The sequence below is a fragment of the Kluyvera intermedia genome (assembly GCF_034424175.1).
GTDB lineage: Bacteria > Pseudomonadota > Gammaproteobacteria > Enterobacterales > Enterobacteriaceae > Kluyvera > Kluyvera intermedia.
In genome coordinates, this window is sequence record NZ_CP139986.1 from 3,751,459 (window position 1) to 3,765,219 (window position 13,761).

The following is a 13,761-nucleotide window of genomic DNA, read 5'->3' on the forward strand; positions in this document are numbered from 1 at the left end:
AGGATAAGAACTCGCCCAGCGACGCCGGGCGATAGGGATACTACAAAATGCGGTTTTGCTGGCGCTGCGCCTCACGCGCCATACGTTTTTTACGCGCATCGCAGGGTTCAGGGCAGTCGCAGACTTTTTCAATACCCAGTGATGAGATCCCGCCGCAGCTACCTTGCAAGCTTTTTCGCTTCACCAGATATCCCAGCGACATGCCGAAAATCGCTAGCGCGAAAATGCCAAATGTCGCCAGAAATACTGTTAACATCATCAGCCTCCAAAGTCGTCGAGCATGATATTTTCATCCTCAACGCCTAAGTCTTTGAGCATTTTTATCACCGCGGCGTTCATCATCGGCGGCCCGCACATGTAAAACTCACAGTCTTCAGGGGCCGGATGATCCCGCAGGTAGTTCTCGTACAGAACATTATGAATAAAGCCCGTGTACCCGGTCCAGTTATCTTCAGGCTGCGCATCAGAGAGCGCAATGTTGAAGGTAAAGTTCGGATTTTCCCGCGCCAGTTGCTCAAACTCTTCTTCATAGAACATTTCGCGCAGCGAGCGCGCACCGTACCAGAAGCTGATTTTACGCTTGCTGTGTAAGCGTTTGAGCTGGTCGAAGATATGCGAACGCATAGGCGCCATCCCGGCACCACCGCCGATAAAGACCATCTCTGCCTCGGTCTCTTTGGCAAAGAATTCACCAAATGGTCCAGAAATCGTCACCTTATCTCCGGCTTTCAGCGACCAGATATACGAGGACATGATCCCCGGCGGCGCGTCAGGCGCAGAAGGCGGCGGCGTGGCAATACGCACGTTGAGCATGATGATGCCCTTCTCTTCCGGATAGTTCGCCATCGAGTAGGCGCGAAGCGTCGGCTCTTTCACATCCGAGACATAGCGGAACAAATTAAACTTGTCCCAGTCACCGCGGTATTCATCCGGTACATCAAAGTCAGCGTAGGCCACTTTATGCGGTGGACACTCAATCTGAATATAGCCACCAGCACGAAACGGTACGTTTTCACCGGCAGGAATCGCCAGCTTTAGCTCTTTAATAAACGTCGCTTTGTTATCGTTAGAGATAACTTCGCATTCCCATTTTTTCACCCCGAACACTTCATCCGGCAGTTCAATTTTCATGTCCTGACGCACGGCAACCTGACAGGCTAAACGACAGCCTTCTTTGGCTTCACGCTTGGTGATGTGCGAAAGCTCAGTCGGCAGAATATCACCACCGCCTTCTTTCACCTTTACCCGACACTGGCCACAGGATCCACCACCGCCGCAGGCAGAGGAGATAAAGATACCGTTGCTGGATAACGTGTTCAGCAGCTTGTCGCCCGCTGGGGTCTTAATCTGCTTATCCGCTTCATTGTTGATTTCGATAACCACGTCACCTGCATTCACAAGCTTTGATTTGGCGAACAAAATCAGTAGCGATAGCACCAGCACAATCAGCGTAAACATGACTACGCCTAGTAATATTTCCATGATTAACGGCCCTTATAGCTGCACACCGGAAAATGACATAAACCCTAATGCCATCAGTCCGGTGGTGATAAAGGTGATCCCTAAGCCGCGCAGTCCCGCAGGCACGTTTGAATATTTCATTTTTTCGCGGATCCCCGCCATAGCGACGATCGCCAGCATCCAACCGATCCCGGAACCAAAGCCGTAAACGATAGATTCACTGAAGTTGTAATCACGCTGCACCATAAACGATACGCCGCCGAAGATGGCGCAGTTCACGGCGATGAGCGGCAGGAAGATACCCAGCGCGGTGTACAGCGACGGGAAGTATTTATCGAGGATCATCTCAAGAATTTGAACCAGTGCCGCAATCACCCCGATAAAAGTGATGAAGTTGAGGAAGCTAAGATCAACCCCTTCCGCCAGCGCACCATCACGCAGCACCAGGTTGTAGACCAGGTTATTAATCGGTACTGCCAGACCTAACACGACGGTCACGGCGACGCCAAGACCAAAGGCGGTAGAGACTTTCTTCGATACCGCGAGGAAAGTACACATCCCCAGGAAGAACGCCAACGCCATGTTTTCAACAAACACCGCGCGGACAAACAGGCTAATGTAATGAGCCATAATCGGTTACTCCTTTTCTTGCTGTTCCGGCTTCCAGCTACGCAGCGCCCAGATCAGCAAACCGATAATGAAAAATGCGCTCGGTGCGAGCAAAAACAGGCCGTTTGGCTGATACCAGCCGCCGTTTTTAACGGTTTCCAGTACCGTGATACCGAACAGCTTGCCGCTGCCGATAAGTTCACGCAGGAAGCCAACAATCAGCAAAATCGCGCCATAACCCAAACCGTTACCAATGCCGTCCATAAAGCTCGCCATCGGCGGTGATTTCATCGCATACGCTTCCGCGCGCCCCATCACGATACAGTTGGTGATGATAAGTCCGACGAATACCGACAGCTGTTTCGAGGTTTCGTAGGCGAATGCGCGTAATAGCTGATCGACCACGATAACCAGCGAGGCGATGATCGCCATCTGCACAATAATGCGCACGCTGTTTGGAATATGGTGACGGATCATGGAGATAAACATGCTGGAAAACGCCGTTACCAGCGTCACCGCAATGGTCATCACAAAGGCCGTTTCCAGCTTGGTGGTGACCGCCAGCGCCGAACAGACGCCGAGCACCTGTAGCGCAATGGGGTTGTTAGCGATAAGCGGGCCGACTAGCACGCGCTTCATCTCTTTCATATCGCCCTGCTCAGCCATGGTTCAGCCCTCCTTCACGTACCTGTTTCAGGAACGGGCCAAAGCCCATCTCACCCATCCAGAAATTGAAACTGTGTTGTACACCGTTGGCGGTAAGCGTGGCGCCTGACAGGCCATCAACGGCATACAGGTCACCCTGCGGCGCAGCACCTTTCATCACTCTCAGCGCCGGTTGACCGTTATCATCCAGCACCCGTTTGCCAACAAACTGCGCACGCCAGTTTGGATTTTCGATTTCCCCACCCAGCCCCGGGGTTTCGCCCTGGTCGTAGTAGGTAATGCCTTTGATGGTACGACCGTCGGTATCCAGTGCCACAAAGGCATACATCATCGACCACAGGCCGTTGCCATAAACCGGCAGGACAATTTCTTGTATCTGCTGCTTTTCATCTTTGATGAGGTAGATTTCCACCACGTTGCTGCGACGTTTGATGCCCGCCGGGTCCTGGCTCGCCTCAAGCGTCACGCTCTGTTGCGGATCTTTGAGCGCCAGCCCCTGGTTAAACTTCGCCGGGTCACTATCCAGTAGTGCACCGCTTTTTAAGTCCACCAGCCGAGGCGTCACACGCGCAGCGTAGACTTCTGCCACTGCATCGGCGGACATGTTGTCATGCATCAGCCCTGCAACTGCCAGAATATTGCGCTGTTTATCCAGCGCGCGCTGTTCCTGCTGGAGCGGTTTTAGCCCCACTGCCGAACCGGCAACCACGATGGAGCAGACCAGGCAAAGCACCAGCACCACCAGCAGCGTTTTGCCGATGCTATCGTTACTTTTCATTTCAGCCACGCGACTTCCTCCGCTTAATGTTGGCCTGCACCACCAGGTAATCGAACAGCGGTGCAAAGAGGTTGGCGAACAGAATCGCCAGCATCATCCCTTCTGGATAGGCCGGGTTTACTACGCGGATTAGCACGCACATCACACCAATCAACGCGCCGTAGCACCATTTCCCTTTATCGGTAAACGAGGCAGAGACCGGGTCGGTCGCCATAAACATCATGCCAAAGGCAAAACCGCCCAGCACCAGATGCCAGTACCACGGCATGGCAAACATTGGGTTGGTTTCGGAGCCAATCAGGTTAAACAGGGTCGCGCAGGCAATCATGCCAACCATCACCCCGGCTACAATGCGCCAGGAGGCCACGCGGCCAAAGATAATCAAGGCGCCACCGAGCAGAATCATCAAGGTCGAGACTTCACCAATTGAACCCGGGATATTGCCGATAAACGCGTCCATCCAGCTCACCGGTTGGCCGCTGACAACGTTCACCAGCGATTCACCGCCGTGGCTTGCCCACTGGGATAGCGGTGTCGCACCGGAGAAACCGTCAGCCGCAGTCCAGACCAGATCGCCGGAAATTTGTGCCGGGTAAGCGAAGAACAGGAATGCACGTCCGGCCAGCGCTGGGTTTAAGAAGTTGCGCCCGGTACCTCCAAAGATCTCTTTAGCAATGACGACACCAAAGGTGATGCCCAGCGCAGCCTGCCATAATGGCATGGTAGGCGGAACAATCAGCGCGAAGAGGATGGAGGTGACAAAGAAGCCTTCATTGATTTCATGCTTGCGGACAATCGAAAACAGCACTTCCCAGAAACCACCCACCAGGAAAACGGTGGCATAGATTGGGACAAAGAACACTGCGCCCAGCATCATCATGCTAATCCAGCCGGCGTCAGGGGCAAAACTGACGCCCAGCGCTTGTGCCACGCTGTAGTGCCAGTTGGCGGCAATGACCTGCTGTAACTGTTCCGCGCCATACAATTTATGCAGTGCAGGGATGGTTTGCAGCCCCACGTTGTACATCCCCCAGAACATCGCGGGGAAGACAGCGAACCAAACGAGAATCATCATACGTTTAAGGTCGATAGCGTCACGAACGTGCGCCGCGCCTTTAGTGACATGGCCCGGCGTATAGAGCAACGTCGCCATCGCTTCGTATAGCGGGTAGTATTTTTCCAGCTTGCCGCCTTGCGTAAAGTGCGGCTCAACTTTTTCCACTAGCTGTTTTAAGCCCATCACTTAACCTTCCTGCTCAATTTGCGTTAATACACTGCGCAATACCGGGCCGTATTCGTATTTTCCCGGACAGACATAAGTACACAGCGCCAAATCTTCTTCATCCAGCTCCAGACAGCCCAACGCCTGCGCGCTGTCTGTATCACCGGCTAGAAGGTCGCGCAGCAGCACGGTCGGCAGAATATCCAGCGGCATGACGCGTTCATAGCTACCGATCGGTACCATGGCGCGTTCACCGCCGTTGGTGTCCGTCGAGAGATTGAACCGCTTTTTCTTGAAGAAATGACCCAGCGTCGTGCGGGTTATCGAGAATTTATTCCGCCCGGGCGCAACCCAACCGAGGAGCTCTTTTTCACGCCCTTCTTTTAATACGCTGACCTGAAGATGGAAGCGTCCGAGGAAAGCATGTGGCCCGGCGGCTTTTGTGCCGTTCAGCACGGAACCGGAGATGATGCGGTTTTCGCCTTCGAGTAACGTTCCCATCAGCAGTTCGTCAAGATTTGCCCCCAGGCGGGTACGAATTAAACGAGGCTGTTTAACCTGTGGGCCGCCAAGCGCAATGACTCGTTCGGTCCACAGCTGACCTTCGAGGAACAATTTCCCGTAGGCGATAACGTCCTGGTAATTCAGATGCCAGACCTGTTTGTTCAGGCTGACCGGCTCCAGGAAGTGAATATGCGTTCCGACTAATCCCGCCGGGTGCGGGCCGGTAAACTGGTTAAAGGTGACCTGCCCCTGCGAGTGCCCTCCCAGCTTGCCACCGCTGCTCTGGCAGACGTGTACTTTGCCACCCGTCAGGCGCGTCAGCAGGGTTAAACCGGCATTAAAGTCTTCGCGATGAGCCAGAATAATCGGCTCTGGGTCGGCGGCAAGCGGGTTGGTGTCGATTGCGGTCACGAAAATTGCCGCAGGTTCGCTACCGGGCGCGGGAGTTTTACTGAAAGGTCGCGTGCGCATTGCCGTCCATAAACCAGACTCAATCAACTGCGCAGTAACGGCATCACGCGATAGGGTCGCCAATTCGTCAGGAGCATAGCGACTAAACGCGACGGACTCATCGCCATCGACGTCAATCACCACCGATTGCAGGACGCGGCGCTCACCGCGATGAATGGCGCTGACCGTGCCGCTGGCTGGGGAGGTAAAGCGCACGCCGGGAATTTTTTTATCTTCAAAGAGCAGCTGTCCTTTTACAACCCGGTCGCCCTCTTTTACCGCCATAGAAGGACGTAAACCCACATATTCTTCGCCTTTGACCGCCACACGCGTGACCGCGATGTCATCAATACGTTGCTGATCGGGCTGGCCGGCAATCGGTAGATCAAGGCCTTTAGTTATTTTAATCATACTGTTCGCAGGTATCCGTTAACGACGACGTCAACGTAACGTTGAGGTCAGCGTTTTGGTTAACGAGACAAAAGAAAGGAGTGACACCGAAAACCCAATGACATTCCATGATTGGGTAAAGCGAGAAGCTAAAGCATCCTTTCTTACACTGTTTGAGAGTTACTTCATTCACATCCGAAATGCCTATTCCAGGCAGGATAATGACGTAACGAAAGTTTACCATTTTCTCCTTCCCGGATGCAGCAGTTCCGCTTTTCAGCCGGCTAAAATGCGAGCTAATACGCAAAGTACTGAGGATTCGGACAAAGATAGCTAGTGAATCATCAGCTTATCCTACACTCTGTTTTAGACGAGCCATCGGGGTCTGCGCGCAGCACAACGCACCGAGTTGTCGGGGGAATGCGATACGAAATTGTAAACGGCAAACGCTCCTCTTGCGAAAAAATGCGGTGGTGCTAAGGTGAGCGGACAAAAACAGATTTATCTGCTTTTTCTCCCTGTTGCCTCTCCTGGCACGTTAGTTATTTTTATCAAGGAACATGTTGTATGCGCAAAATCGCATTATTTATTGCGATGCTTTTAGTGCCGTGCGTTTCGTTTGCTGGATTATTGAGCAGCAGTGGCCCGACGACGCCAGTCAGCAAAGAATATAAGCAGCAAATGATGGGCTCTCCCGTTTATATCCAGATATATAAAGAAGAGCGCACTCTCGATCTTTTCGTCAAAATGGGCGAAACCTACCAACTCCTTGATAGTTATAAAATCTGCAACTACTCCGGTGGTTTAGGGCCGAAACAACGCCAGGGCGATTTTAAGAGTCCGGAAGGGTTTTATTCGGTGCAGCGTAGTCAGTTGAAACCGGACAGTCGTTTCTACAAAGCGATTAATATCGGTTTCCCAAATGCTTATGACCGTGCGCATGGGTATGAAGGGAAATATCTGATGATCCACGGTGCCTGCGTTTCGGTGGGCTGCTACGCCATGACCGATTCCGGTATTGATGAGATTTTCCAGTTGGTCACCGCCGCGTTAGTGTTCGGGCAGTCGGGCGTTCAGGTGAGCATTTATCCGTTCCGCATGACGGATGCCAATATGGAACGCCATAAATATTCGTACTACAACGAATTCTGGAAGCAACTGAAGCCGGGTTATGACTATTTCCAGCAGACGCATCGCCCACCGATGGTGTCTGTGGCTGATGGTCGTTACGTGGTGAGCAAGCCGCTCAGCCACGAAGTCGTTCAGCCACAGCTGGCGTCAAACTATACGCTCACCGAGGCAAAATAAGCGCCATTCGCCTGGCATAATCTTGTGCCAGGTTTCATTCCCCGTCAGCGGTTGAGTGGCGATTACAGTCACCACATCGTTGGCGGTGGTCTCCTTCTGAAAATCGATTTCTACATCCTGATCCAGAAGCGTTGCGACCCCAAACGGCGCGCGTCGGGTGATCCAGTACAGATTCGTTGAGCAGAACGCCATCACGTAGCGGCCATCCGACAGCAGCATGTTAAACACGCCTTTACCACGTAACTCATCCGTCAGCGACGCGATATATTTGAACACGCCTTGCATATTCCCCGGCGTGCGAGGGTAACGCTGCGTCAGTTTGTGCAGCAGCCAGCAGAAGGCTTTCTCGCTGTCTGTTTCCCCCACGGGACGAAACTGCCCGGTCTCCAATGACTTGTAACCAGAAAGCTGCCCATTGTGGGCGTAAGTCCAGTTGCGGCCCCACAGTTCACGGGTAAAGGGATGGGTGTTTTCCAGCGCCACCATTCCCCGGTTAGCCTGGCGAATATGAGCGATGACCGAGCAGGATTTGATGGGATAGTCCTGCACCAGTTTGGCGATAGGCGATTGATAACTCGGCTGCGGATCTTTAAAGGTGCGACAACCTTTACCTTCGTAGAAAGTAATTCCCCAGCCGTCTTTATGCGGCCCGGTACCTCCACCGCGCTGAACCAGCCCGGTGAAACTAAAGCAGATATCGGTTGGCACATTGGCGCTCATCCCGAGCAATTCGCACATATCACACCCCCACAGCAATCGGGGCCGAAGCCCCGTGACTCTTATGCCTTAACCATCTCTTTTTCGATAAGCATGATCAGGATATGGATAACTTTAATGTGGATCTCCTGAACGCGGTCGGCATAGCCAAAATGCGGTACACGGATTTCGATATCCGCAGAACCTGCCATTTTGCCACCGTCTTTACCGGTCAGGGTAATCACTTTCATGCCCTGCGCACGCGCAGCTTCAATCGCTTTGATGATGTTCGCAGAGTTACCGGAAGTGGAGATGCCCAGCAGTACATCGCCCGCACGGCCAACGGATTCCACATAGCGAGAGAAAACATATTCATAACCGAAATCATTACTCACGCAGGAGAGATGGCTGACATCAGAAATGGCAATCGCCGGGTAGCCCGGACGGTTTTCACGATAGCGACCGGTCAACTCTTCTGCGAAGTGCATAGCATCACAGTGTGAGCCGCCGTTACCGCAGGAAAGCACTTTGCCTCCTGCTTTAAAGCTGTCCGCCAGCAGGACTGCTGCGCGCTGAATGGCGTGGATATTGGCTTCGTCTTTCAGGAAGTTTGCCAGCGTATCGGCCGCTTCATTCAGTTCGTTACGAATAAGATCCTGGTACATGAGGATAATCCTTCAGCATTAATAAAATGGTCATCGGTAGTGTAACGGATAGCGTGAAGACAGAGAAGCAAGCACCGTTCTATTCAGCGGATGTTTGGATTATTGGTGCGCTAAAAAGCGGCAACAATGTGAGCGAGGTTGTAATTACTTTGTAAACACATTGCTAATTAAAATCACATCAACTACAACCATATCATTACAAGTGGTCAGACCTCCTACAAGACAGAGGCATTTCTTATGATGATTTTGAGTGTGGTATTAACGATTGCTTTACTCGGTGTGCTTTTCTATCACCGTGTCAGTTTGACGCTTAGCAGCTTGATTCTGCTGGCCTGGACCGCGGCGCTTGGCGCAGCCGGGCTGTGGAATCTGTGGCTGCTGGTGCCGCTTGCCATCATCCTCGTGCCGTTTAACTTTACCCCGATGCGTAAGGCGCTGATTTCAGCACCGGTATTCCGCATGTTCAGTAAAGTGATGCCACCGATGTCACGCACGGAAAAAGAAGCGATTGATGCCGGTACCACCTGGTGGGAAGGCGACCTGTTCCGTGGCAACCCGGACTGGAAAAAACTTCACGGCTATGCCCGTCCAAAGCTGACGGCGGAAGAACAAGCCTTTATTGATGGCCCGGTTGAAGAAGCGTGTCGCATGGCGAATGACTTCTCAATCACCCACGAAATGGCCGACCTTCCACCGGAGCTGTGGGCTTACCTGAAAGAACATCGCTTTTTCGCGATGATCATTAAGAAAGAGTACGGCGGGCTGGAATTCTCCGCTTACGCTCAGGCTCGCGTACTGCAAAAACTCTCCGGCGTCTCAGGCATTCTGGCGATCACCGTCGGCGTACCAAACTCTTTAGGGCCGGGCGAATTGCTGCAACACTACGGTACCGAAGAGCAGAAAAATCATTATCTGCCGCGCCTGGCGCGTGGTCAGGAAATTCCGTGTTTCGCACTGACCAGCCCGGAAGCAGGTTCTGATGCAGGGGCGATCCCGGACACCGGCGTCGTGTGTATGGGCGAATGGCAGGGTGAGCAGGTGCTGGGCATGCGCCTGACCTGGAACAAGCGCTACATTACGCTGGCCCCAATTGCCACCGTACTGGGTCTGGCCTTTAAGTTGTCTGACCCGGACAAATTGCTGGGCGGCGCTGAAGAGTTAGGCATTACCTGTGCGCTGATCCCAACCAACACCCCGGGCGTAGAAATTGGTCGTCGTCACTTCCCGTTGAACGTACCGTTCCAGAATGGACCGACCCGTGGTCAGGATATCTTCGTTCCAATTGATTACATCATCGGCGGGCCAAAAATGGCCGGACAGGGCTGGCGTATGCTGGTTGAGTGTCTGTCCGTTGGCCGCGGTATTACATTGCCGTCTAACTCTACCGGTGGCGTGAAATCGGTGGCGCTGGCAACCGGCGCTTATGCACACATTCGTCGTCAGTTCAAAGTCTCTATCGGCAAGATGGAAGGGATTGAAGAGCCGTTGGCGCGTATCGCGGGTAACGCCTACGTGATGGATGCGGCAGCAACGCTGATTACCTACGGCATTATGCTGGGCGAAAAACCGGCAGTGCTGTCCGCCATTGTTAAATACCACTGTACCCACCGCGGCCAGCAGTCGATCGTGGATGCAATGGATATCACCGGCGGTAAAGGGATTATGCTGGGTGAAGGCAACTTCCTTGCTCGTGCCTACCAGGGCGCGCCTATTGCCATCACCGTGGAAGGCGCAAATATTCTGACTCGTAGCATGATGATCTTCGGTCAGGGCGCCATCCGTTGCCATCCATATGTGCTCGAAGAGATGGCGGCAGCGCAGAATAAAGATGTGAACGCTTTCGACAAGCTGCTGTTTAAACACATTGGTCATGTCGGCAGCAACAAAGTGCGCAGTTTCTGGTTGGGTCTCACCCGTGGCTTAACCAGCCCGACGCCAACCCGTGATGCGACTAAGCGTTACTACCAGCACCTGAACCGTCTGAGTGCCAACCTGGCGTTGCTGTCAGACGTCTCAATGGCAGTCTTGGGTGGCAGCCTGAAACGCCGTGAGCGTATCTCTGCGCGTCTGGGTGATGTGCTGAGTCAGCTGTACCTCGCCTCTGCCGTACTTAAGCGTTATGACGATGAAGGCCGTAATGAAGCGGATTTACCGTTAGTCCATTGGGGTGTTCAGGATGCTCTGAATCAGGCAGAGCAGGCGATTGACGATCTGTTACTGAACTTCCCGAACCGCTTTGTGGCAGGTGCAATGCGCGTGGTTATCTTCCCGACCGGTCGCCATTACGTTGCGCCATCCGATAAACTGGATCATGCGGTAGCCAAAATTCTGCAAACCCCAAGCGCCACCCGCTCACGTATTGGTCGCGGTCAGTATCTGACGCCAAGCCAGTACAATCCGGTGGGTCTGCTGGAAGAAGCGTTGGTTGATGTGATGGCTGCTGACCCAATCCACCAGCGGATCTGTAAAGAAATCGGTAAAAATCTGCCGTTTACTCGCCTGGATGAGCTGGCGCGTAATGCCCTGGCAAAAGGGCTGATTGACCAGACCGAGGCCGCCATTTTGACGAAAGCGGAAGAGAGCCGTCTGCGCAGCATTAACGTGGATGACTTTGCTGCAGATGAACTGGCGACCAAGCCGGTAAAGCTGCCGGACAACGTGCGCAAGGTTGAAGCCGCGTAACGTTGCCTGTTATTACCCCCTAAGCGGAGCCTGGCTCCGCTTTTTTTTATCCCATTTCCGCTAAGCCACCGAACCTCCTGATAAGGTGTTACAGTTAAAAGATGCCCTGCCCTAAAGGAGCGAATCACCGTGACTGGTTTGAAAATTACCCTTTTGCAACAACCGTTAGTGTGGATGGACGGCCCTGCTAATCTGCGCCATTTTGACCGACTCATGGAAGAGATTGTTGGGCGTGACGTGATTGTCCTGCCAGAAATGTTCACCACCGGTTTTGCAATGGAAGCCGCCGAACAGTCGATGCCGGAAGAAGATGTGATTGCCTGGATGCGAGAGCAGGCGCTGCGCACCAACACGCTGGTTGCCGGTAGCTGCGCACTGCAAACCGGACTCGGGGCAGTAAACCGTTTTCTGCTCGTGGAACCGGGAGGGCACGTGCATACTTATGATAAGCGCCATCTGTTCCGTATGGCTGACGAGCACCATCACTATATTGCGGGCGACAAACGTATCGTGCTGACATGGCGCGGCTGGCGCATTCTGCCGTTGGTTTGCTATGACCTGCGTTTCCCGGTGTGGTCGCGTAACCGGAACGACTACGATCTGGCCCTGTATGTCGCCAACTGGCCCGCCCCACGCTCGCTGCACTGGCAGGCTCTGTTGACGGCTCGGGCGATTGAAAATCAGGCCTATGTGGCCGGATGCAATCGGGTTGGCACCGACGGCAATGGTCATCACTATCGTGGGGATAGCCGGATTATTTCACCGCAGGGCGAGATTCTGGCGACGGCTGAAGCTCATCAGGCAACGCGCATTGACGGTGACTTGTCACTCACCGCATTACATGAGTATCGTGAGAAATTCCCAGCATGGCAGGATGCCGATCCCTTTGCGTTGGGTTAGCGTATTCACCTTCCGGCCTGATTATCTTTCAGGCCGCATAAAATAGTCATGATATTCAACGTGATTCTAAATTCCCTTTCAGGCTAATGGCCTCCGGTTATTAAATACGTTATTGCATCAACTAATATTTATCTGGTGTGTGTACTTTCTGTTCTACACTCATAAAGTGGATAAAATTCAACAACAATGAGCGTTTACCTTAAATATGATCCAGCGATGATTTTTCTTTTTGGCTTATTTTGCACATCAGGTCGGGGTGGTTGTGTCTGCAATATCAATTGGAACAACGATCATGGAAAATACGCATTTAATTATTGTTGAAAAAAGGCTGGTTGCGCGTTTTATGGATATGTTCATTAAGTTTGGACTTATCCTGGCATTAGCCTCTTTCTGTTTTACGGTTTTCTCTCCTTTTCTGAACATGATGCTGTGGGCGATTATTCTGGCGGTCACGCTCTATCCTCTTCATCAACGCTTTTGTGCCTATATGGGAGGCAGACAAGGCTGGGCTTCAACGTTGCTAGTAGTACTGGGGATCCTGCTTATCGTCGCGCCGACGGTCATGATGGTCAGTTCGCTGGGCGAAAGCATCAGCGGCTTGCTCAGCAAAATGGGTAATGAGAACCTGATTATCCCTCCCCCTTCTGACAATATTGCCACGCTCCCGCTCATCGGCGGAAAACTGTATGCGCTGTGGCTTAAAATCTCGCTAGATTTACCGGGATTCCTTAGCACCTATCGCACACAATTCGTTGATATTGCCAAACAGATATTAAGTTTTCTCGCCAGCATGGGAGGCGGGTTATTGGGCTTTGTGGTCTCCTTTGTTGTGGCGGGGATAATCATGGCATGGGGGGCAGCAGGTGCCGTCAGCACCCGACGTATTGCGATACGTATTACCGATGAGAGTAAAGGAACGACGCTGACCAAACTCTGTACCAGCACCATCCGTGCGGTGGCAATGGGGGTTATCGGCGTAGCGCTGATCCAGGCGCTGCTTGCAGGAGTCATCATGGTGTTGGCCGGTATTCCTGCGGTGGGCATCTTCTTTATCCTGGCGCTGATTCTAGGGATCGCCCAGATCCCGGTCGTTCTGGTGACCGCACCGGCGATCGCTATCATGTGGAGCATGGGCGATCATGCTCTGGGGATGAATATCCTTTACACCGTGTTGCTGCTTATCGCCGGGATGGCCGATAACATCCTTAAACCAATCCTGCTGGGACGCGGCGTAGATGCGCCAATGCCGGTGGTTCTACTCGGCGCGTTAGGTGGGATGGCCGCCAGCGGTATTCTGGGCATGTTTATCGGGGCGACATTGCTCTCCATCGGCTATCGCATCTTTATGGCTTGGGTGAATGATGGCCTGGCGAGCGCGTCGGGCAATAGCGATGGACAATGACGGCAAGCGCTTGCAGCCAGTGATTTTG

13 protein-coding genes are annotated in these 13,761 nt (G+C 53.0%); 4 read left to right on the forward strand and 9 right to left on the reverse strand.

Annotated elements, in window-relative coordinates:
* Positions 1-40 precede the first annotated feature (40 nt).
* The 7 genes from nqrM to U0026_RS18200 are packed head-to-tail and all read right to left on the reverse strand — an operon-like array spanning position 41 to position 6,101.
* Positions 41-256 (reverse strand): (Na+)-NQR maturation NqrM, encoded by a 216-nt coding sequence (gene nqrM, locus U0026_RS18170; RefSeq protein ID WP_062777320.1) that lies wholly within the window; start codon positions 254-256, stop codon positions 41-43.
* A gap of 2 nt (positions 257-258) precedes the next feature.
* On the reverse strand, positions 259-1,482 hold the full coding sequence (nqrF, locus tag U0026_RS18175) for an NADH:ubiquinone reductase (Na(+)-transporting) subunit F (protein WP_062777275.1): 1,224 nt from the start codon (positions 1,480-1,482) through the stop codon (positions 259-261).
* Between the two features lie 12 nt (positions 1,483-1,494).
* Complete coding sequence (nqrE, locus tag U0026_RS18180; RefSeq protein ID WP_052284364.1) at positions 1,495-2,091, reverse strand: NADH:ubiquinone reductase (Na(+)-transporting) subunit E; 597 nt, start codon at positions 2,089-2,091, stop codon at positions 1,495-1,497.
* A 6-nt stretch (positions 2,092-2,097) separates the two neighbouring features.
* Positions 2,098-2,736: an NADH:ubiquinone reductase (Na(+)-transporting) subunit D gene (locus tag U0026_RS18185; RefSeq protein WP_062777277.1), complete on the reverse strand. Its 639-nt coding sequence runs from the start codon at positions 2,734-2,736 to the stop codon at positions 2,098-2,100.
* The gene (locus tag U0026_RS18190) at positions 2,729-3,523 is read right to left on the reverse strand and encodes a Na(+)-translocating NADH-quinone reductase subunit C (protein WP_062777279.1); all 795 of its coding nucleotides are present in this window, start codon (positions 3,521-3,523) and stop codon (positions 2,729-2,731) included. Before U0026_RS18190 ends, U0026_RS18185 begins: the two co-directional genes overlap by 8 nt.
* Positions 3,516-4,754 (reverse strand): NADH:ubiquinone reductase (Na(+)-transporting) subunit B, encoded by a 1,239-nt coding sequence (locus tag U0026_RS18195; protein WP_062777322.1) that lies wholly within the window; start codon positions 4,752-4,754, stop codon positions 3,516-3,518. The genes U0026_RS18190 and U0026_RS18195 overlap by 8 nt, the downstream gene beginning before the upstream one ends.
* Positions 4,755-4,757: 3 nt before the next feature.
* Positions 4,758-6,101: a Na(+)-translocating NADH-quinone reductase subunit A gene (locus U0026_RS18200; RefSeq protein ID WP_062777281.1), complete on the reverse strand. Its 1,344-nt coding sequence runs from the start codon at positions 6,099-6,101 to the stop codon at positions 4,758-4,760.
* Between the two features lie 546 nt (positions 6,102-6,647).
* Here U0026_RS18200 and dpaA point away from each other — a divergent pair.
* A complete protein-coding gene (gene dpaA / locus U0026_RS18205) occupies positions 6,648-7,388 on the forward strand; it encodes a peptidoglycan meso-diaminopimelic acid protein amidase (protein ID WP_062777285.1) in 741 nt (246 codons plus the stop codon).
* Here dpaA and U0026_RS18210 read toward each other — a convergent pair.
* Both U0026_RS18210 and lpcA read right to left on the reverse strand, forming a co-directional pair.
* Positions 7,359-8,126, reverse strand: a complete 768-nt coding sequence (locus U0026_RS18210) for a class II glutamine amidotransferase (protein ID WP_062777287.1) — start codon at positions 8,124-8,126, stop codon at positions 7,359-7,361. The two genes, dpaA and U0026_RS18210, sit on opposite strands and share 30 nt — an antisense overlap.
* 41 nt (positions 8,127-8,167) lie before the next feature.
* A complete protein-coding gene (gene lpcA / locus U0026_RS18215; protein WP_062777289.1) occupies positions 8,168-8,749 on the reverse strand; it encodes a D-sedoheptulose 7-phosphate isomerase in 582 nt (193 codons plus the stop codon).
* Positions 8,750-8,986: 237 nt separating this feature from the next.
* Here lpcA and fadE point away from each other — a divergent pair, with 237 nt between their 5' ends.
* The 3 genes from fadE to U0026_RS18230 all read left to right on the forward strand — a co-directional run bounded on the left by fadE (position 8,987) and on the right by U0026_RS18230 (position 13,733).
* A complete protein-coding gene (gene fadE / locus U0026_RS18220; protein WP_062777291.1) occupies positions 8,987-11,431 on the forward strand; it encodes an acyl-CoA dehydrogenase FadE in 2,445 nt (814 codons plus the stop codon).
* 129 nt (positions 11,432-11,560) lie between these two features.
* Positions 11,561-12,331, forward strand: coding sequence for an amidohydrolase (locus U0026_RS18225; protein ID WP_062777293.1), 771 nt, complete (start codon positions 11,561-11,563; stop codon positions 12,329-12,331).
* A gap of 292 nt (positions 12,332-12,623) precedes the next feature.
* A complete protein-coding gene (locus U0026_RS18230) occupies positions 12,624-13,733 on the forward strand; it encodes an AI-2E family transporter (RefSeq protein WP_062777294.1) in 1,110 nt (369 codons plus the stop codon).
* Positions 13,734-13,761 lie beyond the last annotated feature (28 nt).

Coding starts and splice junctions, on each gene's coding strand:
- nqrM (WP_062777320.1), bottom strand. CDS start 256: ATGTTAACAGTATTTCTGGCGACATTTGGCATTTTCGCGCTAGCGATT.
- nqrF (WP_062777275.1), bottom strand. CDS start 1,482: ATGGAAATATTACTAGGCGTAGTCATGTTTACGCTGATTGTGCTGGTG.
- nqrE (WP_052284364.1), bottom strand. CDS start 2,091: ATGGCTCATTACATTAGCCTGTTTGTCCGCGCGGTGTTTGTTGAAAAC.
- U0026_RS18185 (WP_062777277.1), bottom strand. CDS start 2,736: ATGGCTGAGCAGGGCGATATGAAAGAGATGAAGCGCGTGCTAGTCGGC.
- U0026_RS18195 (WP_062777322.1), bottom strand. CDS start 4,754: ATGGGCTTAAAACAGCTAGTGGAAAAAGTTGAGCCGCACTTTACGCAA.
- U0026_RS18200 (WP_062777281.1), bottom strand. CDS start 6,101: ATGATTAAAATAACTAAAGGCCTTGATCTACCGATTGCCGGCCAGCCC.
- dpaA (WP_062777285.1), top strand. CDS start 6,648: ATGCGCAAAATCGCATTATTTATTGCGATGCTTTTAGTGCCGTGCGTT.
- U0026_RS18210 (WP_062777287.1), bottom strand. CDS start 8,126: ATGTGCGAATTGCTCGGGATGAGCGCCAATGTGCCAACCGATATCTGC.
- lpcA (WP_062777289.1), bottom strand. CDS start 8,749: ATGTACCAGGATCTTATTCGTAACGAACTGAATGAAGCGGCCGATACG.
- fadE (WP_062777291.1), top strand. CDS start 8,987: ATGATGATTTTGAGTGTGGTATTAACGATTGCTTTACTCGGTGTGCTT.
- U0026_RS18230 (WP_062777294.1), top strand. CDS start 12,624: ATGGAAAATACGCATTTAATTATTGTTGAAAAAAGGCTGGTTGCGCGT.